This is a genomic window from Algoriphagus aquaeductus (genome assembly GCF_003253485.1).
GTDB lineage: Bacteria > Bacteroidota > Bacteroidia > Cytophagales > Cyclobacteriaceae > Algoriphagus > Algoriphagus aquaeductus.
This window is the reverse complement of record NZ_QKTX01000011.1, coordinates 89779-113168: the sequence shown is the minus strand read 5'-3', so window position 1 is coordinate 113168 and position 23390 is coordinate 89779. Positions and strand designations below refer to the sequence as shown.

The window sequence follows — 23390 nt, the reverse complement described above, 5'->3', positions numbered from 1 at the left end:
GCCAGATAGCCTGTCCCGATCTCTCATCGGGAGAATGCCCCGGATAATCATTCCCCTGTGTGAGAAGCATTTACTCATGGGCATTTCAGCGAGTTGGGTTGTTGGAATTTGTCAGAGCAAAGTATAAAAAAAGCCCCAAAAGGGGCTGATAAGATTAGTTAATTATTCTGATTTAGAATCGTCCCGATCCTTGAGCTTTTTGTCCTCTACATTTTTGTTGAGAAACTCGTTGATTTTGTCGATGGAAAAGGAGGATGAAATCTCTCCGAAGGAGTTGATCTCCATCTTGAAGCCTTTGAGCTCTTCATGAACCTTAGGATCTTCTTCTTTTTTCTTTTTCTTGCTCATCTTAGCTTACGACTGTTAGTGTGGTTAATGCATATCGGATTCTTTTCGCTACCTCAGCAGACCCTAAAATAGCAAAAACCTGCATCAAATCGGGTCCTGCCCCCATGCCTGTGATAGCCAAACGAACGGCCTGCATCACTTTTCCAAGTTTAATCCCTTCGGATTCGGCTGTTTTTTCCAATAGCATCTTAGCGTCTCCGGCTTCAAATGGACCATGAAACGTATCCAAAGCTGCCGCATAGGCAGTCAGGAGTTTGCCTGCATCGGCATTCCATTTTTTGGAAGCCACCTCTTGGTCAAAGTCCTTGGGGGCCGTCATGATGAATTGACTGTCTCTCCAGAAATCAGAAGGGAAAGTCACCCGATCCTTAAGTAGACTGATGATAGCCAGGGCTTTTTCCTGAGGGATCGTGATGCCATCGGCTTTTGCATTGGCAATCAGGAATTGAGCCAACTCCTCGTTGGGTTTTGTACGAATGTATTGCTCATTGTACCACTTGGCTTTGGCGATGTCAAATTTGGTACCAGCCTTGCCAATCCGTTCAATACTGAAAGCCTCCACAAGTTCTTCCAGAGAGAAAATCTCTCGCTCGTCGCCGGGATTCCAACCCAAGAAGACTAGAAAATTCAAAAATGCATCCGGCAAATAGCCCTGCTCACGGAAGCCTGAGGCTTTCTCCTGAGTAAAAGGATCAGTCCAATTCAAAGGGAATACCGGAAAACCGAGCTTATCTCCGTCTCGCTTGGAAAGCTTGCCATTGCCATCAGGCTTGAGCAAGAGCGGTAAGTGGGCAAACTGCGGCATGGTATCCTCCCATCCGAAAAACTTATACAACAGCACGTGGAGTGGAGCGGAAGGCAACCATTCTTCCCCACGGATGACGTGAGTGATGCCCATCAAGTGATCGTCCACGATATTGGCCAGGTGATAGGTAGGCATGCCGTCCGACTTCATCAGCACTTTGTCGTCCAAGGTGCTCGAGTGCACCAATACCCATCCGCGGATCATGTCATTCAAACGTACATCCTCCTTTAGCGGGATTTTGATCCGAATCACGTAGGGATCACCCGAAGCGAGTCGGGTTGCTGCCTCATCCTTGGAGAGGGTGAGGGAATTTTTCATTTGCGTGCGGGTGATGCTATTGTACTGTGGCTGCACCACACGGGCAGCAGTGAGTCGCTCACGCATGGCTTCCAATTCCTCTGCGGTGTCAAATGCATAGTAGGCATGGCCTTTATTTACCAGATCCAAAGCATACTGCATGTACATTTCCTTGCGCTCCGATTGGCGGTAAGGAGCTACACTGCCGGGTTTCCAAGGGCTTTCGTCAGGAGTGATTCCCAACCAATCGAGTGACTCACGGATGTAGTCTTCTGCACCGGGCACAAAGCGGGTTTGGTCGGTGTCTTCGATGCGCAGGAGAAATTTTCCGCCCATTTTGCGGGCAAAAAGATAATTGTATAAGGCAGTGCGGACACCGCCGATATGCAGGGCGCCGGTAGGGGATGGAGCAAATCGTACGCGAACTTCTCTAGTCATGGGAGGTCAGTATCTGAGCTTGAAACCCCGAAAAACGGGTCTTGGTTTAGTCCAAATCAGGGCGCAAAGATAGGGAATAGTTGGGGAAAGGGGATTAATCCCGCAAAAAGTAAGGTTATCAGTTGAATGGCTTTATATTTTGAGTTTTTTAAAATTCTAGGTGGTCATACTTGACTTTTAAAGAAACAGGTTTGATCTTTTAGCTAGTTTTAAACTAAACAAAACATATCCTTTTTATGAAAAACAAATTTGCCCCCCTATTACAAAAACCTGAGTAGATTCGGTTTTTTAGCCTTTCTAGCCTTTTTCATGACCATGAATCTCCTCCTTACCTCCTGCGTGGATGAACCCGAGGCCCCCAAAATCGAGCTGGCAGATCGCACTCCCGTAGCCAAAGTCAAAGCTTGGTTTGAAGAAAACAAAACCAAACTCCGACTTCCCGAGCGGGGGTCCAACCTTCGAACCGAATCTCAGGAATTGATTCTCCCATTCTTCGAAAAAGAACCCGATTGGGATAAGTTTCATCACTATTACTTCCCGGATGGACGGGAGGTCTTTGAGATCAGTTTGGAAAACACTCAGAAATTTGTGCCAAGCACCTCTTCTGATCCAGATCAAGAAAGTCTGGCCAAGCGAATGATTCAAAACATTCTCTTTGTCAAACATCCAACCGAGAATCGATTTGATCCCCTGATTGTGCGCTATTACCCCGATGAGGAAACTTCCAAACGAGACTTCAAAGAGATCAATTACCAGATGATTGACGAAAAATGGAGCGGTTGGATCGATCTATTTTCTTATGACGAGCATTATCTGGTAGGATTCCAAATCGAAAAAGGCCAAATCACAAAAAGTAGAACTTTCAAAAAATCCTCACCCAGTGGGAAAGTAGGGATCGGCTTTGAAAACAAAGACGTGAGGTGCAAAATCATGGAAACGGTATGGATCAACGTAAGCGTAGCCGGCAGCACCATAACCATAACCAGCCTTGACACCACCTATTCCCAATCGTGTAGTATAGGTGGACTGGATTCCAGTACCTTAAACTCAGGCACAGCAAGTAACTACTACGGAGATGGGTATACTCCTTGGGGAGGTGGATCAACAGATTCATATTATGTGCCGGATGTACCCTTGCCAAAACTGACGATTTACATAGATATTTCCATCTCAAGCGATCCAAGGTTGAGCTGTATTGTGGATAAATTGTCTATGGCAGGATTTGTAAACAAAATCGCAGATTTCACTAAAACCAAGGATATATCACAGAATTCAATCATAAAACTTAATCCACTTACTCAAGGAGTTAATGGCCAAACAACAATTAAAAATGGAATTTATGAAATCACAATCAATTCAGAATTTTCCAGTTTAAATAGGCCTGATATTTTAATCGCCAGAACAATACTTCATGAACTTATGCACGCAGAAATCCTGTTGGCTTTAAAAAGAAACGGAGAAACTATAATTGATTCGGAATTTACATCAAACTTTGACAAATCGATAAATATCTTGTACGGAACATCTAACATGGCAAGTGACCAGCACCATAAATATATGGCGGAAAATTTGTTATTAACTATGGGTTCAACTTTAATGGAAATTCATAAAAATAGTTTCCCTGAAGATTACAACAAGTTAAATAACTATGTAAAAGCGCAAGGCTATTATCCAAAAGGAGTCTCTGTTGATTTTTATATTAACTTATTTTGGCAAGGATTAGAAGGAACCCTTGCTTTTAATCAGATGAAATCCATAACTACAAATCCTCCTATAATTTCCCTTTATGATAGATTCATTTTGGACGGAGAGATCGCAAAAACATTAACAAAGCCATGTGGAAACTAGTGATTTTATATATATTTCTAAATGTATTTAACACAGATTCTCCAATAATAATTATTATTGACGACTGTAAGAATTGGAGAGAAGTGAAACTAAACCCAAATTCAGAGAAATATGCAATTATCAAAGATATTCCTATATTCCATACGGTTAGCTTAAGCCATAATTGGTTAAACGATGAAAATCAACTGCTTCGGAAAACATTGAGCTTGGTTGAAATTAAAAAATTTTCCTCTTTTTACAGTTCAGAACTTGGACCCAACAATTGGAATAAACTTCTAGAATATTCCAAAACTAGAAAGATTTTTATTTTGAAACCTATTGATTTTTGTTCCCAAAAAAGATTCTTATTCAATACAAAATTTGAATTATTGGAAGTTAATATTCATTTGGGAGGAGATGAATAAGAGAAAATTAAAAATCCATAGCTCAAGTAAACTAACTTATCCTATCTTTTTAAATTAGAAAGATAAAGGTAATTATGATGCTGAAGGAAAGCCTTGTTAAAACCTTATTTCTTTTTTTGGGGATTTATTTGACTAATAATCAAACCAATTTAAAAGAAGAAGAATGTAAGGTCATTAATCTAATATGTAATGAGGAAAAGGTAGAGTATGTCTCTGATAAAAGGTTAGAATGGAATGACTTTGGATTCACTAACTATAAAAAGCTAAATCATGAAAACATTGTAAACTTTGAACGAAAAGATTTTGAATTAGATCTTTGGTTTGATGAAGCTCAAAAAGCAGAACTTTCGGAAAAAGTTCAATCCTATAAATCTACTAAAATTCAGAAAAATGATCTACCAAAAAACATTACCCTAATTTCAAAAGACTATGGCCAATTAAGAAGGACTGTTTATAGCTTTTCTCAACCCATTTTTCAACAAGGCAAAGATGGAAACCTGTATGCCTTTATTTTGGTAAGCCAAACCTTTGAGTCAGAAGGAACGACAAAATATTTCTTCTTGCAAAAAAATGACGGAAAGTGGAAAATTAGAGGTATGCGGATAATTGGTTTTTCTTAAGACAATCAATTGATTGAATTCAAATTTCTTTTCTAAAATCTTTGAATCAATAACTTGATTAGCCCACATCGATCGATTTGGGCTATTTTACTTGCTGGTAGAATATTTTATCCTTCTCTCCAGCCAAGCCAAAATCCCAAACCAAAACAGACACTTCAACCCAAGTCCTACAAAAAAATAACTGATCCAATCCTGAGGACTTAGGGAAGGGAACAACCAAAGTAAGTCTTCCTCCATTTCGATTTCCCAGTCTGAAAACAATCCCTCAGACCCCAAGTAGACCATATAACCGCTGGCTATGGCAAAGAGCACCAAAATCACCTGCCCGATTCGGAGAAATGCTCTTCCCAAGATGGCGCCAGGATCGGTATAAGTCATGGATGAGTTCATAGCAGTAAGATTTTCTACAAGTTAGCAGAAATGAAAAAAGGAACCCCTTTCGAAGTTCCTTTCTTTATCAGACAGGCAAATATTAATGTTTCGCTCTGATTTTTTCTTTGATACGTGCAGCTTTACCCTGACGTCCTCTAAGGTAAAACAAACGCGCTCTTCTTACTTTACCTTCTCTCACTAGGTCGATCTGCTCGATTGCTGGAGAGATGATTGGGAAGATACGCTCCACACCCACGCCGTTGGATACTTTACGTACAGTGAAAGTCTCACCGTTGGTGTTAGGGTTTTTGCGCTGGATCACAGTTCCCTGAAACTGCTGGATACGCTCCTTGTTACCTTCTTTGATACGTACGTGTACGTTGATGGTATCACCGGCTTTGAAAGAAGGGAACTTGGCTCTCGCCTCGCTGTATTCCGCTTCTACAATTTTCATTAGATCGCTCATAGCTTTATGTTTTTATGCTTTCGCAGTGCACCGCCGCAGCGGTATAAATGAATTACTTCTGTTAAAATCTTGTCTCGCCTATTCCCAACCTGTGCCCTTGAGCAGATCAGGCCGTTTTTCTTTGGTTCGGCGAACCGACGCTTCAAATCTCCAATCGCTTATCTTGGCTTCGTGCCCGGAGAGTAACACCTCGGGAACAGTCATTCCCTCATACTCTGCCGGCCGGGTATAGACCGGCGGGGCAAGTAAATTATCCTGAAAGGAGTCCGTCAATGCCGAGGTCTCGTCATTGAGTACCCCTGGAATCAATCGGATGATGGCATCTGCTACGACAGCAGCAGCCAATTCCCCACCGGAGAGCACAAAGTCTCCGATGCTGATTTCCTTGGTGATGAACTTATCTCTGACCCGTTGATCCACTCCTTTATAATGACCGCATAGGATCAATAGGTTTTGTTTCAGAGAAAGTGTGTTGGCCATAGGCTGATCAAAGGTCTCTCCATCGGGCGTCATGTAGATGATTTCATCGTAGGTTCGCTCCTGCTGAAGGGCCTCGATGCATCGGGCAATAGGCTCGATCATCATGACCATCCCGGCCCCACCACCAAATGCATAATCGTCCACCTGCTTTTGCTTGCCGGTAGCATAATCTCTCAAGTTGTGCACACGAACTGTGGCGAGGCCTTTTTCTTCAGCTCTTTTGAGAATCGAATGGGAAAAGGGCCCTTCCAGCAATCCCGGCACCACCGTGATGATATCGATATGCATGGGTTAGTCTTCCAGATAAATGTCAAGTAAGCCTTCGGGTAGCTGGCAGTAAACTTTTTTAGCTGCCTTGTCCACCTTGGTAATAATGCCATCCTGAATCGGAATCAGCACTTCTTTACCCTGATGGGTCACACCGAGGAGGTCCTGTGTCTCCAGATCGTAGATGATCTGAACAGGGCCGATCAATCCGAGCACCTCGTCGATGACTTCAAATCCGATCAGCTCGTGGTAGTAATATTGATCCTCTTCTAGCTCAGGAAGCTCAGTGAGGGGAAGATAAACTTCCGAACCCACAAGGGCTTCCACTTGCTCGATGCTATGGAGATCCTCAAACTTGGCCAGTGCTTTTCCTCCCGGCTGAAGCACAAAATGCTCCAAAAAGAAGGGAATGAGTCGGCCTTTTTGTTCAAGAAAAAGGTGCTCTAATCCGTCGTAATCCTCCGGATAGTCTACATCCAGCACCACATTTACTTCACCACGAAGTCCATGAACTTTGGCGATACGGCCTATTTGAAAGCACTGATCCTTGTTCATGGATGCTAATAAAATTAAGCTTCAGCTTCTCCGCCTTCGGCAGGAGCTTCGGTAGCAGCTTCTTCCACAGCAGGAGCCTCAGCAGCGGCTGCAGCAGCCTTAGCCTCTTCTTCTCTTGCCTTGATGGCATCCAGACGAGCTTGGTTTTTAGCCGCTTCAGCAGCAAGTGCCGCCTTACGCGCATCTGCCTTAGCAGTAGCCAACTGATCTTTTTTGCCTTCGATTTTGGAATCCTTTTCAGACAACCACGCAGTGAATTTTGCGTCAGCTTGTTCCTGAGTGATTGCGCCTTTCAACACACCGATTTGAAGGTGTTTTTTCAGCAGGACACCTCTGTAAGAAAGCATTGCTTTCACGGTATCGGTAGGCTGAGCTCCGTTCAACAACCAGGTAAGAGCGCGCTCGTTGTTGATGTTGATAGAAGCAGGGTTAGTGTTCGGATTGTAAGTTCCGAGTTTCTCGATGAAGCGTCCATCACGTGGAGCTCTTGCATCAGCTACAACGACGTCATAGATGGCTTGTTTTTTACGGCCCCGACGTGCTAATCTGATTTTTACAGACATAATTGTTTAGATTAAGTGAGTGGATGGAACCCGTCCATCCTAAATTTGGAGTGCAAAGATAGGTTAATTGATTGGAAAGCCACAAGTTGTGTCCGGAATATTTGCCAGAAAGTTGGGATTTGCTTTATCTTGCGAACTTTCTTTGGAATTACAGCTCCGCCTTTGGTATTTGGCTTATCGAAAAAGTATTTATCCAAAACACATGGCCTTGTAGTTCAACGGATAGAACAAGCGTTTCCTAAACGCTAGATCTAGGTTCGATTCCTAGCTAGGCTACCATAATTGCCCTATACGATTTGTATAGGGCTTTTTCGTTTTTCTGGGAAATCCGATCAGGGACATTTACCTGAAATGCCCATGAGAAAATGCTTCTCACACAACTTGTCCCGTCCGCCGCGGCGGATCGGGAGGGGAATGACTATCTAGGGCATTCTCCCGATGAGAGATCGGGACAGGCTATCTGACCATTAAAAATCAAATTATAAACAGATGAAATTTATTCCATTATCCTCTTAAAAATAGGCACCAACTCCCCCGCAATCATCCGATATCCTTTGTCTGAAGGATGGAGCCCGTCGTAAGTCACATCGATAGCTTCCACCGGATAGGGATACTCATCTTTCTCCGGATCAAAAGGAATATCGATAGAATCCGGATAATGGAAATTTTTGTATTCTCCGGTGCCAGAATCTTTCAGCCGCTTATACTTTACTAAGTCTGCGTGATCCATACCTTTTTGATGGTACAGGTCTGCCAGTTCCATTCCTTCCAGTTGGGAAATTGCCTTCAAAAGGTCAGCAAAAGATTCCAGACTTTGGCCGTTTTTATCCCGATAGGAGCCTAAGGCCTTGTTTTTAAAATCGTTGATGTACACAAAATCCACCCGCTTCATCGGAGTGATCAGGATGATTTTTGCCAGAGGATTAAGGTTTCGGATTTGATGGATGATTTCCCGAAATGAGCCGGCTACCGTACTTGGACCTGAAGCATTTTTGTAATCCTCGATCGTGCCCAAGGGATTGCCCCTCCACCAATCATTGGTTCCCAAGAAAATGCTATACACCTCTGCTTTGGGTATCTCCAGTTCGGCAAACTCCTCCGCAATTCGTACCGCTGTCCAGCCATTATAGCCTTTATTAACCACTTCTAGATTGGGAAATCTTTCCTTTACCAAACTCAAATAGCCTTTGGAGATCCGATTCCCGGTTTCCTCCGGATGATCATTGAGGTAAGTGATGGAGTCCCCAATAGCAACCCAAGTCATAGGTTTGGGTGAAAAACCCATGGAAAAAAGAACAAACACTAAAAGTAGAAATGCCTTCTTCATTATTGACAGAAATTTTGAGTTGGGTCAACCGGTAAAACCATCTAAACTACCTGTTTTCCATGGCCTGACAAGTGAGAAAAGCAAGAAATCCCTAACTTCAGGCAAACCCAAAAGCCATGAAGAAACCGCTTTTATTCTTTGCTTTTCTTTGCCCGCTGTTTATGGCAAAAGCTCAGGAAAAGCAAACTGTCTTGGAAGCCCATTCCTTTTCCCAAATCAAAATCACCGATTCTTTTTGGAAACCCAAGTTGGAAAAAGTGGCCAAATCAGCCCTTCCCGCATCTATTTACCAAACCGAGATCAATACAGGTCGCATCCGAAATTTCGAGAAGGCCGGCAGAAAACAAGGAGAAGCTCACGAAGGCATCTACTACGATGACAGTGATGTGTACAAAGCACTGGAGGCTATTGCCTATTCCCTCCAAAATATCCCCGATGCAGCCTTGGAGCAAAAGGCCGACGAATGGATCGCCAAAATCGCCTCAGCCCAAGAACCCGACGGCTATATCAACACCTTTTATTCTTTGACGGGTTTGGACAAACGCTGGCAGGATATGGAGAAGCATGAAGACTACTGTGCCGGACACTTGATGGAAGCCGGAGTGGCTTACTTCCAAGCTACCGGCAAGCACCAACTCCTGGACGTAGCTATCAAAATGGCAGACCATATCGATACGCAGTTTCGTCAAGCCAACAAACCGTGGGTGAGCGGTCATGAGGAAATCGAGTTGGCTTTGGTAAAACTTTATAAAGTCACCAAGGAGGATCGATACCTCCAATTAGCTGACTGGTTTCTCGATCAGCGGGGTCGCGGGTATGGCAAAGGGGCTATTTGGGATAAACCCGAATGGGGACCAAAGTATGCCCAAGATGATGTACCTGTAAAAGACCAAAAGGAAATCACCGGACATGCCGTGCGGGCCATGTACCTCTACACCGGGGCAGCTGATGTGGCTGCGACCAAAAATGACCCCGGCTACATGAAGGCCATGAAAACGGTTTGGGAAGATGTGGTGTATCGAAATATGTACGTGACCGGAGGAATCGGTTCCTCGGGAAGTAATGAGGGCTTTTCTGTCGACTATGACCTCCCCAATGAAAATGCCTACAGCGAAACCTGTGCCTCCGTTGGGATGGTATTTTGGAATCAGCGGATGAACCTACTCGAAGGCCAATCTCAGTACATCGATGTCTTGGAACGCAGTCTATACAATGCAGCTTTGGACGGCTTGAGCCTCACCGGAGACCGGTTTTTCTACGGAAATCCTCTGGCCTCCAGCGGGCAGCATTTCCGTAAGGAATGGTTTGGCACTGCCTGCTGTCCGTCCAATATTTCCAGACTCGTAGCCTCAGTCGGGGATTATATCTATGCTAAAAATGAAAGCGGAATTTGGGTAAATCTCTTCATTGCCAATCAGACCGAATTTGATCTTTCTGGGGAAAAAGTAAGAGTAGAAATGAAAACCAATTTCCCTTGGGATGGGAAAGTGGAACTTGAAGTCAATCCAACCACTGACAAACGCTTTACTGTCAATATTAGAATTCCGGGATGGATCGAGGAAAATCCCGTTCCGGGGAAACTCTACAATTTTCTCCAAAAGGAAGAGACCAATTTTACACTGCTGATCAATGGTGAAAAAGCCACTTTCCGGCAGGAAAACGGGTATGCCGTGTTGGATAGGGCCTGGAAAAAAGGGGATCGGATCACCTATGAGTTGCCGCTGGAAATCCGCCAGCTTCAGTCACGCCCCGAAGTACTGGCCAATTCGGATAGAATCGCTATTCAGAGAGGACCATTGGTGTATTGTGTAGAAGGAGCGGATAATGAGGGAAAAATCCTTCAGCTAGCGCTCGGTTCCAATCCAAATTTCACCACAAAGGATTATCGGATTCTTGATGAAAATGTGCAAGCCATCGAGTTTCAGGCAATCGATGGACAAACTCCCAAAACCGTCACAGCCATTCCTTACTACACGTGGGCCAATCGTGGGCAAAATGAAATGATGGTTTGGATTCCCAAAAAATAAACAATACCGTTCTTCTCGAAAACAAGAAAAGCTGACCATCAGGCCAGCTTTTCTCTTTGATCAAGATACCAAAAGAATTATTTCAAGCTTCCGATCATATCTTCCGGTCTCACCCACTCGTCAAACTGCTCGGAGGTCAGAAGACCCAAAGCAATGGCAGCTTCTCTTAGGCTTGTTCCTTCTTTATGCGCTTTCTTGGCGATGGCAGCGGCATTTTCATAGCCGATGTAGGGATTCAGGGCTGTCACGAGCATCAGGGAATTTTCCAGGTGACGCTGAATCATCGGGGTATTTGGCTCGATACCGATGGCGCAGTTGTCATTGAAAGACACACAGGCATCACCGATCAATCGGGCAGACTGTAGGAAATTGGCAGCAATCAATGGCTTGAACACGTTCAGTTCAAAGTGGCCATTGGAACCACCGATGGTGATGGCTACATCATTGCCCATCACTTGAGCGGCCACCATGGTCATGGCTTCCACTTGAGTTGGGTTTACTTTTCCAGGCATGATGGAGGATCCCGGTTCGTTTTCAGGAATCAGGATTTCACCGATACCGGAGCGAGGTCCTGAGGAAAGCATCCGGATGTCATTAGCGATTTTCATCAAGGCAACCGCTATTTGCTTCAATGCCCCATGCGCTTCTACCATCCCGTCGTGAGCTGCCAATGCTTCAAATTTGTTTGGAGCAGTGACAAAAGGATGACCGGAAAGTTGGGCGATCTTTTGAGCTACCAACTCGGAATACCCTTGAGGAGTATTCAAGCCTGTTCCTACGGCCGTACCGCCCAAGGCAAGTTCGGAAAGGTGAGCTAGGGTATTTTTTAGAGCTCTCAACCCATGGTCCAACTGAGCCACATATCCGCTAAATTCTTGGCCAAGTGTCAGCGGAGTCGCATCCATGAAGTGAGTGCGTCCGATTTTCACTACATTTTTAAAGGCTTCCGCTTTCTCAGCAAGGGTATTTCTCAATTTTTGAACACCCGGTATGGTTGTCTCCACTACCATTTGATAGGCCGCCACGTGCATGGCCGTAGGATAAGTATCGTTGGAGGACTGAGACTTGTTTACATCGTCATTGGGATGAATTTTCTTCTTGGCATCTTCCAATGATCCTCCCAAAAGCACATGAGCGCGGTAGGCAATCACTTCGTTGGCGTTCATATTGGACTGAGTCCCTGAACCCGTCTGCCAAATCACCAAAGGAAACTGATCATCATGCTGACCAGCGAGAATTTCATCACATACTTTTCCGATGATTTCCGCTTTGTCCTGAGCCAACACGCCCAACTCTGCATTGGTCAATGCAGCAGCTTTTTTCAAAATGGCAAAAGCGCGGATAATCTCGATCGGCATCCGGTTTTTCTCCCCGCCGATTTTGAAATTGTTGATGGATCGTTGGGTTTGAGCACCCCAGTATTTGTCTGCAGGCACCTCTACAGGGCCCATCGTGTCTTTTTCAATTCGGATTGACATGGTATTTGGGAATAGGTGTTTAATTTTTCGGTCGCAAAGTTAAGGGCTGTGATTTTTTCTGCCTAGGCAATAGCCCTTTAATCCTTGTCCTTCAGCTGGAAATTGATCAATTGATGAAAAACCTCCCGTGAAAGTCTGTATTGCCGGTTAAAAAACAACAATCCCAACCCATAATTTCCGATGGCCAACAAAAGGCAAATCAGGCTATAACTGAGATTGGGCAGAAAAAAAAGGTAGAAGGCAGAAAAGGCAAGCAAAACGATGCTCCAAAATATCAGGAAGAACAAGGCCGAAGGGAAAAGCCTGTATTCTAAAAAAATAATACTTCCCCTTGGGGTATTCTCCAGTTTCCCGATCAGCAAAGGAAGGAATGTTTCTCCTTTTTTGATGGCCCTCGAGATGCGAAATCCCTCTCTCCCCACCATTCCGTTAAACTTGATCTGATCATTTTGATAGGTTCGGGAGTCCAGAAAATTCACTTCCCGAGTCACCCGCATCAAATGCCCCAAAACCTCTTCTTTGGAGAGAGGACTGACCAAGGTTTCGGTATGGTGCGGAATGAGGTTCAAAGGAATTTATTTAACGGCGATGCAGGAAATCTCCACATTTACATTTTTGGGAAGCTTACTTACCTCAACTGTTTCACGGGCCGGAGGATTTGATTTAAAATACTGGCCATAGGCTTCATTGATCGTAGCAAACTGCCCCATATCACGGATAAAGATCGTACACTTAACCACATCCGAAAAGCCAAAGCCGGCAGCACGCAGGATGGCCTCCATGTTTTTCATGACTGCATGGGTTTCCTCCGTGATATTCTCATTGATCAGCTCACCGGTCTCTGGGTCCAAAGCAATCTGACCAGATACATAAAGTGTATTTCCAGCCAACACAGCCTGAGAATACGGTCCGATAGGTGCAGGCGCTTCAGCGGTGAGAATTAGTTGTTTGGACATAATGGGTAATTGAGTTATTGGGAGATTAGTTTATTGATTTATTGGTAAACAGATCGAAATCCGATATCAGAAATCCGAAATTTCAACCTTCTGACTTCATGCTTCTGAATTTTTAAGGACTTTCTACTGCTTCTTCGCTTCATTCCAGTACACATCCATTTCCGCAAGGGTCATGTCGCTGAGATTTTTACCTGCTTGGCGTGCTGCATTTTCCAGGTATTGAAATCGCTTGATGAATTTAAGATTCGTCCGCTCCAGGGCTTCTTCAGGATTGATGTCAATGAATCGGGCATAATTGATCAAAGAAAAAAGCAAATCTCCAAATTCGGCAGTTGCCTTTTCTTTATCGATTTCTTTTTCGTCTGCAGCATTGAATTCTTCCTTGAATTCCTGCATCTCCTCCTCCACTTTTTCCCAGACCTGATGTTTTTCTTCCCAGTCAAATCCTACGCCACGCGCTTTTTCCTGAATCCTCATCGCTTTGATCACGGCAGGAAGGGATTTGGGGACTCCACCAAGCACGGATACGTTACCTTTCTCCTGAAGCTTGATCTTTTCCCAATTTTGCTTGACGGTTTCTTCATCTTGAGCAATCGTATCTCCATAGATATGGGGATGGCGTCGGATGAGTTTTTCGCAAAGGGAGTGGGTCAAGGTAGCCATATCGAAATTGCCTTCTTCCGAACCGATCTTGGCATAAAAGACGATATGGAGCAAAATATCCCCGAGTTCTTTTTTAATTTCCTCCGGATCTCCCTCCAAAATAGCATCCGAAAGCTCAAAGGTTTCCTCAATGGTTAAGTGCCTCAGACTCTCGGTAGTTTGCTTTTTATCCCAAGGACATTGAGCCCGAAGCTCATCCATAATGGTTAACAATCGATCAAATGCAGCCAATTGCTCGGCCCTGGAACTCAAATTTGACATGTCTTGGGAAACTAAGCTGGAATAGTGAGCGTTTTCGAAGTAAAGCTTTAAATTTGCGCAAATTTATCCGTTATGGCAACTGTAGTAATTACCCTTGGCTTTGTGGCATTGTTCTTTATACTGATGTCCGTCAGGCTCATATTTCTCAAAAACGGTGAATTCAAAGGCACTTGTGCCTCCCAGAGTCCATTTCTGAACAAAGAAGGAACCACTTGCGGCTACTGTGGCAAAACTGTAGATGCCAACAGCAGCTGTGGTAATCCCGACAATGAAGTAGACAAGGTCTTGGCAAAATTCAAATAATAGACCTGACCAAAAGTTTTCATTTTTTCCAAATTTATTAAACCAACTGTACGTGTCGCTTATCAAATCTATTTCCGGAATTCGGGGAACCATCGGCGGTAAAGCCGGTGAAGGTCTTACCCCGATCGATGTGGTCAAATTTTCTTCTGCCTATGGCGCATGGGTCATTGAGAAAACCGGCAACCCCAAAGTAGTTATCGGAAGAGATGCCCGGCTTTCGGGAGATATGATTTCCCGATTGGTAGCTGCCACTTTGCAAGGGATGGGCATCCATGTGATCGATTTGGGCTTAAGTACCACACCAACTGTGGAGTTTGCTGTGCCATTAGAAAAGGCCGGAGGAGGAATCATTCTTACTGCGAGCCATAATCCGATTCAGTGGAATGCTCTCAAGCTGCTCAACTCCGTTGGTGAATTTATCTCCGATGAAGAAGGTAAATCTATTTTGGAAAAAGCCGAAAAAGAGGATTTCTCTTTTGCCGATGTGAAGAAACTTGGAAAATACACCCGCATAGATGATTACCTTGATCGTCATATCCAGCATGTCTTGGATTTGGAATTGGTCGATGTGGAAGCCATCAAAGCCAGGAATTTCAAAATCGTGGTTGACGCGGTCAATTCTACCGGAGGCATAGCGGTACCAAAACTTCTTCGAGCCTTGGGTGTGGAGCATATTGAAGAAATGTTTTGTACACCTGACGGTCATTTTCCCCATAATCCGGAACCACTTCCTGAAAACCTTCGCGAAATCTCCAAGAAGCTGGAGAAGGGAAATTACGACTTGGGAATCGTAGTCGATCCGGACGTAGATCGATTGGCCTTGGTCAATGAGGACGGGTCTATGTTCGGTGAAGAATATACCCTGGTATCCGTCGCAGACTATGTACTTTCAAAAACTCCGGGCAACACAGTATCCAACCTTTCCTCCACCCGTGCACTGAGAGATGTAACAGAAAAAAGAGGTGGAAAATACACGGCCGCGGCAGTAGGTGAAGTCAATGTGGTCAATCAGATGAAAGCCGTAAATGCAGTCATCGGTGGCGAAGGTAATGGAGGGATTATTTATCCAGCCTCCCACTATGGTCGAGACGCACTCGTGGGTATCGGCTTGTTCTTGACTCATTTGGCCAAGTTTGGAAAGTCCATTTCCATGTTGAGAGCAACTTATCCCAACTACTACATATCCAAAAACAAGATTGAGCTCACACCGGAAATCGATGTGGACAAAATTCTCCTGGAGATCAAAAACAAGTATAAAAAACACCCGATCAATGATATTGACGGTGTAAAAATCGAATTTGAGAAAGAATGGGTGCATTTGAGAAAATCAAATACTGAACCCATCATCAGAATCTATTCTGAGTCAGATTCAGAAGCTACGGCTGAGCATTTGGCTAAGAAAATCATGCAGGACATCAAGGAAGTTGTCAGTGCTTCCCTGATTTGATCTTGAACCTGACCCAGCACCCAAATATGACAAAAGTTTATTTTGACAATGCAGCAACTACAGCCATGGACGATCGTGTGATCGAAGCCATGCTGCCATTTATGAAGTCTCATTTTGGCAATCCCTCCTCGGTCCATAGCCACGGGCGAGAAGTGAGAACTGCCATTGAGAAATCAAGAAAGAAAGTGGCAGAGCTGCTCAGTGCCAGCCCTTCAGAAATCTTTTTTACTTCCGGAGGTACAGAAGCTGACAATACTGCTCTGGTGTGTGGGATCGAAAGTCATGGCATCTCCCATGTGATTTCTTCCCCGATTGAGCACCACGCGGTGCTTCATACCTTGGAGGTTTTGGCCAAGAAAGGGACTGTAAAACTCAGCCTTTTGAAGGTAAATGAGCAAGGAGAAATCGACTATGCCCAGCTCGAAGGCCTCCTTAAATCCAATCCCGGAAGCATGGTATCCCTGATGCATGCCAACAATGAGATCGGAAATCTGAATGATTTGGAGCGAATCGGGGGATTGGCAAAAGAATATGGTGCATTTTTTCATTCCGACACAGTACAGACCATGGGGCACTATATCCATGATCTCAAAAATCTTCCGGTAGACGCGATCGTAGCAGGAGGTCATAAATTTCATGGGCCAAAAGGTTCGGGATTTCTGTTTGTAAGAAAAGAGAAAAAAATACATCCCTTCATTCATGGAGGAGCTCAGGAGCGGAATATGAGAGGAGGAACTGAAAATGTGATCGGAATCATCGGAATCGCCAAGGCTTTGGAGTTGGCCTACGAGGATATGGCAGGGCATAAGGCACATATTGAAAAAGTCAAACAGCACTTTATTGAACTGCTCAAAGCAGAAATCCCGGGAGTTGAATTCAACGGCTTGTCTGCTGATCAGGAAAAGAGCCTTTACACCGTATTGAACGTGAGCCTGCCTCCTTCTGAGTCTAACCGTGGCATGTTACTGTTTAATCTGGATTTGGAGGGGATCTCTGCTTCAGGAGGATCTGCCTGCAGCTCGGGTGCCACCGTAGGATCTCATGTACTTAGAGCCCTGAACCACAATCCGGAACGGGATTCGGTTCGTTTTTCTTTTAGCCGATTCAACACCTTGTCCGAGGTCGATTACACGGTAAGTAAACTCAAAGAACTCTACGCAGTCGAAGCATAACATCAAAAAAGGAGTCAAATTGACTCCTTTTTTTGTTTCTGCCTTTTTCTATTGAATCACTTGACCGGCTTGTAGCCAATCGCATACGGCGTCCAAATTTCATAGATTGGCTGTCCCTGCGAACTGAGTCCACTGTGGTGCCACTCACCATCGATCACCTTGAAATCAAAACTAAGGCTAGCCCCAACTCTGGAATTGTCTCTGGAGAAAAAGGTAATCGTCTCTACGTATTTTCCATCCTTGGCAGTGTAGGTTCCGCCTCCGGTACCTGAAAATTCCTTTGTCTCAGAATTAAACGCCACCCATTGGAATCTTCCTCCGCTCAGGATTTTGATAGTTCTTCGGGCACCCGGTGTAGATCGGGATATCTGATCATTTTGCTTTCGACCGGTGATCACCCAGTTTCGGGTCAAGTCATCTTTTGAGTCTGAGATTTTCTCCCAAGTTTCCACCAACATCCCATCATTGGTATTGGCGGAGAGGGTGAGTTTATTCCCCTTTAGTTCAATTTTAAAAGGTGTGGTGGTGCCTACTTGTAGGGGGTTTAACGTGAAAAAATCCAAGGTTTCGGAATATTTTCCATCCTCAAATTTGAATGGCCCCCCACCCGCGCCAATAAATGCGTTATCAGAAACATTCTTTACTCCGAATGCAAAATAATCATCCTGATAAATCTTGATGTACTCTTGATCAGTCAACGCTTTCCCGTTTTGGCTGATCAGTTTCCATGCTCCGTCCAAGCTTTGTCCATTGGCCCAAAAGGCAAACAGGACAAAAGGCAACAAAAGGTATTTTTTCATAGAATTACGGATAAATTGTTTGGAATAGTTGAAATTGAGAAACATTCCATAAAAAACCAACCTTCAGATTTCCTGTTGGTTATTTGACTTGACAAATGGGAGATATCCATGAAATGCCCATGAGAAAATGCTTCTCACACAGGGGAATGATTATCCGGGGCATTCTCCCGATGAAAGATCGGGACAGGCTATCTGACCTTAAAAAATCAAATTATAAACAGATGAAAGAATACCGCTTGGGAAGCAGCAAACAAGAAATTTTTGAATTGCTGCCAGAACGAAAAGTAAAAAAGGTGATCCTGGGAGAAAAACCCATTGGTATTTTGAGAATGGGAGAACTGTTTTATGCTTTTGATTCCCAATGTCCCCATAGAGGAGCGGACCTTCTCCAAGCCAATATCAACGGATTGTCAGAGATCATCTGTCCCCTGCATCAATACCGGTTTGACTTGAAAACCGGGCAGGTCAGATCCGGATATTGCAGCGATCTGCCAGTATACCCAGTCCACCTGCATGAGGAAGGATTGACCATACAAATCCCTCAATGAAGCTTCTGCCCATTGGGAACTGGGCGCTCACTAGTCGCCAAAACAATCCCTCCGGTGTCAGAAGAAAATCCCGTAACCAAAATTTCAGACATAAAATCGGCAATTTGCCGAGGTTTGAAATTGCAAACGCAGATCACTTGTCTGCCAATCAGGTCTTCCAGAGAATAATGATCGGTGATCTGAGCAGAAGATTTTTTCACGCCCAAGACAGGGCCCAAATCAACCCAAACCTGATATGCCGGTTTCTTTGCCTTTGCGAATATTTCAGCCTTGATAACGGTACCTATCCTAAGATCAATTTTGTTGAAATCTTCTATGTCAATCGTTTGCATAGCCACAATTTTTACTATTTTTAGGAACATTTTGTAAAACCCTAAGTTAACAGAACAACTCCCTTCCACAAGTCATGGTGAAATTCTCAGGATTTCCGTTTAAAAAAACCTCTTTGCTCTGCGTAGCAATAGGAGGATTGACTCTTTTCTCAGCTGATGTTTTGGCGCAAGAAGAAAATAGCCCAAGAGTGACTGATAAACCGGTGATTGAAGACCAGCCCTCAGTCAATGAGGCGACTTCACCATTCTTGAATACTGCTGGAAAGACGACTAACGTAAAACCAACCAATGGAATCAATACGGTAAAAAGAGATCTTCCTGCCGGAGGAATGATGCAAGAAAAAGAACTTCGCAAAAACGAATCCCCTTCCACTTTGTCATTTAATATCTTTCTTTACATCGTGGATCGGTTTAAGCAAGACTGAGATGAAATTATCATAAATAGAAAAGGAGGCTGTAGCCTCCTTTTTTGCTTTTATGCATTATTGATAAACTTCTCGAGATCGTGAAGGCTGATTTTTCCTTCATAGTATGCTCTTCCAAAAACCGCTGCATGTAAACCCATTTCCCGAAGTCGTTTAAAATCATCGATCCCTCTGACACCTCCTGAAGCGGCCAAACTGATACTTGGGAATCGATCCCTGACTTCTTGATAAAGGGCAAAATTTGGACCTTCCATCACCCCATCCCGGGTGACATCCGAGCACTTAAGGTATTTTAGCCCTCTTTCATAAAAAAACTCAATATGGTCGAACAAATCAATTTCTGTTTTTTTGAGCCATCCCCTGATTTTAATCTTGTGATCTGAAGGATTAGTATCCGCAGCAAGATTGATCTTTTCCCTACCATAGGAAAGAATAAATTGAGCAAACCTCTCCGGGTAATTAGCGGCCGCTGAGGCAATCGTGACCGTCTTTGCTCCAAACTCGAAGCACTTGATCACGTCCCCATCGGTAGAGACTCCTCCTGTAAAATCCACTTTTAAATCTGTATAGCCCGATATGGCTTCTAAAATATGGTAATTTTTAGGCTCTCCCCTTCTGGCACCATCAAGGTCTACCAAGTGTAATCTCTTAATCCCTATACCTTCAAAAGCTTGCGCTATTTCCAAAGGATTGGAAGAAATTACCTCTTCGGTAGCAAAATCTCCACGCTTGAGACGGACGCACTTTCCGTTGATCAGCCAGATGGAAGGAATGATTTCAAACATAGCGACTTTTAGTTGGGATTGGGGTATTTCTAAGATATTCTGTTTCTAAATATACTACAGATGGGGTTTTAATAAAGCGAGTTGCCCGGAATCATTTCATTTTTTTTATAAAGGAGCTCAAAAAAATATCATGTAATCAAAAAACTGAGTCTAAAATTGCTCATTCCATCAATCGCCCGATTCTGCCCTGAGATCCTGAAGCCCAGAGACTTTTTTGATCCAAACCGCACTTCACAGCATGAAAACCTGCTTTTGAAAATTGATGCCAAGTCCGTCCCCCGTCCTTTGAAAAATCTGAACTCTCCGGTCCTACTGCGACCAAAAGATTTTGATCTTTCAGAAACGCCACCCCCGAACGATACCCATCTGTTGTCGCATCAGGCTTGGAAAATTGACCCTTTGAATACTTCAGCAGATTCCCCTCCGAAACCTTGGGGTTGAGATAGTCTCCACCTACCAAAACAAGTCCTTCCTTTGACTCAGTCAATGCAAAAATGCCTTGGGAAGGCTCGCCCTGTATCATGGATGTAGCCGGCACTTTTGCCCATTTTGCTTTTGAAAATGAGTAAAAGTGAAGGTTGGAAACACTGCCTCCAGTACCTAAAATCAACTCATCGCTCTTGGAAATCAGAGAGGAAGAGCCCGCAGCAAATGCGGCTTCTCCATCCACTGCCTCCGGCAGAAAAGCCAAAGACTTCCAGGATTTGCCTCCATCGAGAGTCTCCAAAATCATCCATTTTCCGTCCACCGGATCTCCCAATACATATCCTCTTTTCCGATCCACAAAGGCAATGGCATCAAAAAAAGCTTGTTTTCCTTCCTGATGCACCTTTTTCCAGGTAGTCCCTCCATTATCCGTCAGATAAATCACAGCCGGTTGGCCGGCTGATGCCGCCACGGCCACTTGGTCATCAAAGGCATGAATGGATCGAAAATCCACCGTATCCAATCCGTCAATAACTCCATGTGTCCAGGATTTGCCTCCATCGATCGTTTTGAGCCAAGTACCCTCACTTCCACTAGCCCAACACACTCGGTCTGAAACGGGTGAAAGCCCCCTTAAGGAGGCTTTCACAGGTGTTTGAATTTCTTGCCAGTCTGGATTTTGGGCAAAAGACGTCTGCATACCTAGCCAAAATCCGATCAGGAAAATCCAGTTTCTCATATAATATCCACTTTGCGGTAAGCTTCGATGAGGGCCAATTCACCTTCCTTTCCCGGAAGTGCATTGCCATGCTCCATCCCCATCACCCCGGTGAATCCCTTGTTATGGATGTATTTGAAGACATTGGAATAGTTTATCTCACCGGTTCCGGGTTCTTTTCGCCCGGGATTGTCTCCGATTTGGATATAGGCGATTTCGCTCCAAGTCTTCTCCATGGTGGCAATGAGATTGCCCTCATTTCGCTGCATGTGATAGATATCATAGAGAATCTTGCATGACGGACTTCCCACAGCTTTGCATATCATATAGGTCTGATCTGCGTGACGAAGGAAAAGATCCGGATTGTCACTCAATGGCTCTAATACCATCGTTAATCCATGCGGCTCAAAAATCTCTGCCCCGCGTTTCAGCGCCTCAATCACATTTCCAGTCTGCACTCCCATAGGTAAATTACGCTCAAAATAACCCGGTACCACAGTCATCCATTTAGCTCCAACTCGTTTGGCAACCTCTACTGATTCGCGGCAGGTTTTGAGAAATACATCAAGAAATTCTTGCTTTCCTGTGGTCAGTGATACTTTCCAGTTGTCTCCTCCATCGATCACAAAGACTCCCATCCGCATTCCTAGATCACTTAACGTCTTTCCGATCAATTCCTGATCGGCTACAGATCGTCTCAGCATACCATTGTCTTCCAATGAGCGGAATCCTTGGTCTGCCATAAACTTCAGTTCGTCTACCAATCCACCCGGAGCATGATTTTTAAACATCCCAAAGTGTGGAGCAAAGTCCATTTTGAATGGAGCGGCCTCCATCCCCTCGTTGGCAAAAGACGGTAGGGCCATACCTCCTGTGAATCCTGCCAGGGCACTGCCCAGGCCTATCCTCTTGATAAATCCTCTTCTTTCCATGGGTTAGATGACTTTGGTTTTGCCGGGAACTGCATGTGGGTAGAAGCCGTCAGCATTTGGAAGCAGTTTTGGCATCGCATCCCAAGCCAGTTTCTCAGGGAATAGATCTACCGTACCATTGAGCGCCTCCTCCCAAGTAACAATCTTTCCAGAATAGGTAGCATATCGTCCCATGATTGCAGTCAGGGTGGATTTGGCGGCATTTTCTGCATCGGCATATTTGTATTCACCCTTCACGATAGCTGCCCAAAGTTCATCGTGCTCGACTTGATAAGGATTCGGATTGTTCTCCCGATTGTGAGTATAGATTGAATTTCCTTTCCAGTCGGTCATCACACCGTGATTTCCTGCACTTAGAAATACTTTTCCTTTAGTCCCTTGGAAAGTCTCATCGACGCGGTTGGCTGCACCCGGAAAGTGGCGACATTCAGAGTGTATCACTGAACCATCCGCATAGGTAAGTGTCAGCACATGGTGATCAAAAATCTCACCGTGATCTTTTCCGGTACGAATCTGACGACCGCCAGTCCCTTCGGCTTTCACGGGATAGCCATTTTTTGCCCAGTTGGCAATGTCAATGTTATGAACGTGTTGCTCTACGATATGGTCTCCGCATAGCCAGTTGAAGTAATACCAGTTTCTCATTTGGTATTCCATCTCTGTCTGCTCAGGCTTTCGCTCGCGGACCCATACCCCGCCGTCATTCCAGTATACCTGACCGCCTACGATATCTCCCAGTGCTCCATCGTGAATTCGCTTCATGACTTCGCGGTAATTTTGCTGATAATGACGCTGAAGGCCCACTACCACATTTAGTTTTTTGGCTTTGGCAATTTCAGCAGCAGCCAATACCTTACGGATACCCGCCGCATCGGTTGCCATAGGCTTTTCTGCAAAAATCTGCTTCCCCTGATTCACCGCTTCCTCAAAATGAGAAGGACGGAAACCCGGAGGTGCTGCCAAGATGACAACATCTGCCTCGGCAATTGCTTTTTTATACCCGTCAAATCCTACAAAGCGCTTTTCAGCCGGCACATCGACTTTGTCTTTTCCATATTTATCAAAAATCGCTTTGTAGCTGGAGTCCAATCGATCCTGAAAAGCATCAGCCATCGCTACCAGCCTGATCGGATGTCCTGTCTCAAAAGCTTGGAAAACAGCTCCTGTTCCTCGGCCTCCGCAGCCGATGACGGCAAGTTTGATCTGATTGTCTGGAGCTGCGTGTGCACCAGGCACCAAAAAAGAGGGAGCCAGCATGCCGCCGGTCACCAAGGCAGAAGTCTTGAGGAAGTCTCTGCGTGAGTTTTGATTGCTCATAGTATGGTTA

Annotated in this window: 27 protein-coding genes and 1 tRNA gene; 10 read left to right on the top strand and 18 right to left on the bottom strand. The window is 44.6% G+C overall.

The window, feature by feature from the left end; all coding sequences use genetic code 11:
• Positions 1–162 precede the first annotated feature (162 nt).
• Together CLV31_RS15050 and gltX are read right to left on the bottom strand one after the other, a co-directional pair.
• Positions 163–348 (bottom strand): hypothetical protein, encoded by a 186-nt coding sequence (locus CLV31_RS15050; RefSeq protein WP_111393729.1) that lies wholly within the window; start codon positions 346–348, stop codon positions 163–165.
• Between the two features lies 1 nt (position 349).
• A complete protein-coding gene (gltX, locus tag CLV31_RS15045) occupies positions 350–1888 on the bottom strand; it encodes a glutamate--tRNA ligase (RefSeq protein ID WP_111393728.1) in 1539 nt (512 codons plus the stop codon).
• A 477-nt stretch (positions 1889–2365) separates the two neighbouring features.
• On the opposite strand from gltX, the gene CLV31_RS15040 reads away from it, so the two are divergent.
• From CLV31_RS15040 to CLV31_RS15030, 3 genes are all read left to right on the top strand, one after another.
• Complete coding sequence (locus CLV31_RS15040) at positions 2366–3736, top strand: hypothetical protein (protein ID WP_146250906.1); 1371 nt, start codon at positions 2366–2368, stop codon at positions 3734–3736.
• Positions 3724–4140 carry a hypothetical protein gene (locus tag CLV31_RS15035; protein ID WP_111393726.1) on the top strand — a complete coding sequence of 139 codons (417 nt, stop codon included), beginning with the start codon at positions 3724–3726 and terminating at the stop codon, positions 4138–4140. Before CLV31_RS15040 ends, CLV31_RS15035 begins: the two co-directional genes overlap by 13 nt.
• 74 nt (positions 4141–4214) lie before the next feature.
• The gene (locus CLV31_RS15030) at positions 4215–4760 is read left to right on the top strand and encodes a hypothetical protein (RefSeq protein WP_111393725.1); all 546 of its coding nucleotides are present in this window, start codon (positions 4215–4217) and stop codon (positions 4758–4760) included.
• A gap of 87 nt (positions 4761–4847) precedes the next feature.
• On the opposite strand, the gene CLV31_RS15025 is transcribed toward CLV31_RS15030, so the two are convergent.
• From CLV31_RS15025 to CLV31_RS15005, 5 genes are all read right to left on the bottom strand, one after another.
• On the bottom strand, positions 4848–5150 hold the full coding sequence (locus tag CLV31_RS15025) for a hypothetical protein (protein ID WP_111393724.1): 303 nt from the start codon (positions 5148–5150) through the stop codon (positions 4848–4850).
• A gap of 82 nt (positions 5151–5232) precedes the next feature.
• The gene (gene rplS / locus CLV31_RS15020) at positions 5233–5598 is read right to left on the bottom strand and encodes a 50S ribosomal protein L19 (protein ID WP_111393723.1); all 366 of its coding nucleotides are present in this window, start codon (positions 5596–5598) and stop codon (positions 5233–5235) included.
• Positions 5599–5676: 78 nt separating this feature from the next.
• Positions 5677–6366: a tRNA (guanosine(37)-N1)-methyltransferase TrmD gene (gene trmD, locus CLV31_RS15015; RefSeq protein ID WP_111393722.1), complete on the bottom strand. Its 690-nt coding sequence runs from the start codon at positions 6364–6366 to the stop codon at positions 5677–5679.
• A 3-nt stretch (positions 6367–6369) separates the two neighbouring features.
• Entirely contained in the window at positions 6370–6900 is a 531-nt protein-coding gene (gene rimM, locus CLV31_RS15010) for a ribosome maturation factor RimM (protein WP_111393721.1), read from the bottom strand.
• A 14-nt stretch (positions 6901–6914) separates the two neighbouring features.
• On the bottom strand, positions 6915–7463 hold the full coding sequence (locus tag CLV31_RS15005; RefSeq protein WP_111393720.1) for a 30S ribosomal protein S16: 549 nt from the start codon (positions 7461–7463) through the stop codon (positions 6915–6917).
• Positions 7464–7667: 204 nt separating this feature from the next.
• On the opposite strand from CLV31_RS15005, the gene CLV31_RS15000 reads away from it, so the two are divergent.
• Positions 7668–7742: transfer RNA gene (locus CLV31_RS15000), tRNA-Arg, on the top strand.
• A 217-nt stretch (positions 7743–7959) separates the two neighbouring features.
• On the opposite strand, the gene CLV31_RS14995 is transcribed toward CLV31_RS15000, so the two are convergent.
• Positions 7960–8790 carry an SGNH/GDSL hydrolase family protein gene (locus CLV31_RS14995; protein WP_111393719.1) on the bottom strand — a complete coding sequence of 277 codons (831 nt, stop codon included), beginning with the start codon at positions 8788–8790 and terminating at the stop codon, positions 7960–7962.
• A 116-nt stretch (positions 8791–8906) separates the two neighbouring features.
• On the opposite strand from CLV31_RS14995, the gene CLV31_RS14990 reads away from it, so the two are divergent.
• The gene (locus tag CLV31_RS14990; RefSeq protein WP_111393718.1) at positions 8907–10817 is read left to right on the top strand and encodes a glycoside hydrolase family 127 protein; all 1911 of its coding nucleotides are present in this window, start codon (positions 8907–8909) and stop codon (positions 10815–10817) included.
• A 77-nt stretch (positions 10818–10894) separates the two neighbouring features.
• Here the strand turns inward: CLV31_RS14990 and fumC are convergent, their stop codons facing one another.
• From fumC to mazG, 4 genes are all read right to left on the bottom strand, one after another.
• Entirely contained in the window at positions 10895–12295 is a 1401-nt protein-coding gene (gene fumC / locus CLV31_RS14985; protein ID WP_111393717.1) for a class II fumarate hydratase, read from the bottom strand.
• 77 nt (positions 12296–12372) lie between these two features.
• Complete coding sequence (locus tag CLV31_RS14980; RefSeq protein ID WP_111393716.1) at positions 12373–12864, bottom strand: hypothetical protein; 492 nt, start codon at positions 12862–12864, stop codon at positions 12373–12375.
• A 6-nt stretch (positions 12865–12870) separates the two neighbouring features.
• Positions 12871–13251, bottom strand: a complete 381-nt coding sequence (locus CLV31_RS14975; RefSeq protein ID WP_111393715.1) for a RidA family protein — start codon at positions 13249–13251, stop codon at positions 12871–12873.
• 123 nt (positions 13252–13374) lie between these two features.
• Positions 13375–14175 carry a nucleoside triphosphate pyrophosphohydrolase gene (gene mazG / locus CLV31_RS14970; protein WP_111393714.1) on the bottom strand — a complete coding sequence of 267 codons (801 nt, stop codon included), beginning with the start codon at positions 14173–14175 and terminating at the stop codon, positions 13375–13377.
• A 72-nt stretch (positions 14176–14247) separates the two neighbouring features.
• On the opposite strand from mazG, the gene CLV31_RS14965 reads away from it, so the two are divergent.
• From CLV31_RS14965 to CLV31_RS14955, 3 genes are read left to right on the top strand one after another with little or no spacing between them, the layout of a single operon-like run.
• Positions 14248–14478 (top strand): hypothetical protein, encoded by a 231-nt coding sequence (locus CLV31_RS14965; RefSeq protein ID WP_111393713.1) that lies wholly within the window; start codon positions 14248–14250, stop codon positions 14476–14478.
• A 52-nt stretch (positions 14479–14530) separates the two neighbouring features.
• A complete protein-coding gene (glmM, locus tag CLV31_RS14960; RefSeq protein WP_111393712.1) occupies positions 14531–15925 on the top strand; it encodes a phosphoglucosamine mutase in 1395 nt (464 codons plus the stop codon).
• A gap of 26 nt (positions 15926–15951) precedes the next feature.
• Positions 15952–17097, top strand: a complete 1146-nt coding sequence (locus CLV31_RS14955; RefSeq protein WP_111393711.1) for a cysteine desulfurase family protein — start codon at positions 15952–15954, stop codon at positions 17095–17097.
• 56 nt (positions 17098–17153) lie between these two features.
• On the opposite strand, the gene CLV31_RS14950 is transcribed toward CLV31_RS14955, so the two are convergent.
• Positions 17154–17897, bottom strand: a complete 744-nt coding sequence (locus tag CLV31_RS14950) for a hypothetical protein (RefSeq protein ID WP_111393801.1) — start codon at positions 17895–17897, stop codon at positions 17154–17156.
• 221 nt (positions 17898–18118) lie between these two features.
• On the opposite strand from CLV31_RS14950, the gene CLV31_RS14945 reads away from it, so the two are divergent.
• Entirely contained in the window at positions 18119–18445 is a 327-nt protein-coding gene (locus CLV31_RS14945) for a Rieske (2Fe-2S) protein (protein WP_111393800.1), read from the top strand.
• Here CLV31_RS14945 and CLV31_RS14940 read toward each other — a convergent pair.
• A complete protein-coding gene (locus CLV31_RS14940) occupies positions 18439–18777 on the bottom strand; it encodes a tRNA-binding protein (RefSeq protein ID WP_111393799.1) in 339 nt (112 codons plus the stop codon). The two genes, CLV31_RS14945 and CLV31_RS14940, sit on opposite strands and share 7 nt — an antisense overlap.
• Positions 18778–18851: 74 nt before the next feature.
• Between CLV31_RS14940 and CLV31_RS14935 the strand changes: the two genes are divergently transcribed.
• Entirely contained in the window at positions 18852–19202 is a 351-nt protein-coding gene (locus tag CLV31_RS14935) for a hypothetical protein (RefSeq protein ID WP_111393710.1), read from the top strand.
• Positions 19203–19252: 50 nt separating this feature from the next.
• On the opposite strand, the gene CLV31_RS14930 is transcribed toward CLV31_RS14935, so the two are convergent.
• The 4 genes from CLV31_RS14930 to CLV31_RS14915 all read right to left on the bottom strand — a co-directional run bounded on the left by CLV31_RS14930 (position 19253) and on the right by CLV31_RS14915 (position 23380).
• Positions 19253–19987: a 1-(5-phosphoribosyl)-5-[(5-phosphoribosylamino)methylideneamino]imidazole-4-carboxamide isomerase gene (locus CLV31_RS14930; RefSeq protein ID WP_111393709.1), complete on the bottom strand. Its 735-nt coding sequence runs from the start codon at positions 19985–19987 to the stop codon at positions 19253–19255.
• A gap of 160 nt (positions 19988–20147) precedes the next feature.
• Positions 20148–21152, bottom strand: coding sequence for a YCF48-related protein (locus tag CLV31_RS14925; RefSeq protein WP_111393708.1), 1005 nt, complete (start codon positions 21150–21152; stop codon positions 20148–20150).
• Positions 21149–22063: a hydroxypyruvate isomerase family protein gene (locus tag CLV31_RS14920; protein WP_111393707.1), complete on the bottom strand. Its 915-nt coding sequence runs from the start codon at positions 22061–22063 to the stop codon at positions 21149–21151. Before CLV31_RS14920 ends, CLV31_RS14925 begins: the two co-directional genes overlap by 4 nt.
• A 3-nt stretch (positions 22064–22066) precedes the next feature.
• Positions 22067–23380: a Gfo/Idh/MocA family oxidoreductase gene (locus CLV31_RS14915; RefSeq protein ID WP_111393706.1), complete on the bottom strand. Its 1314-nt coding sequence runs from the start codon at positions 23378–23380 to the stop codon at positions 22067–22069.
• Positions 23381–23390: the final 10 nt, after the last annotated feature.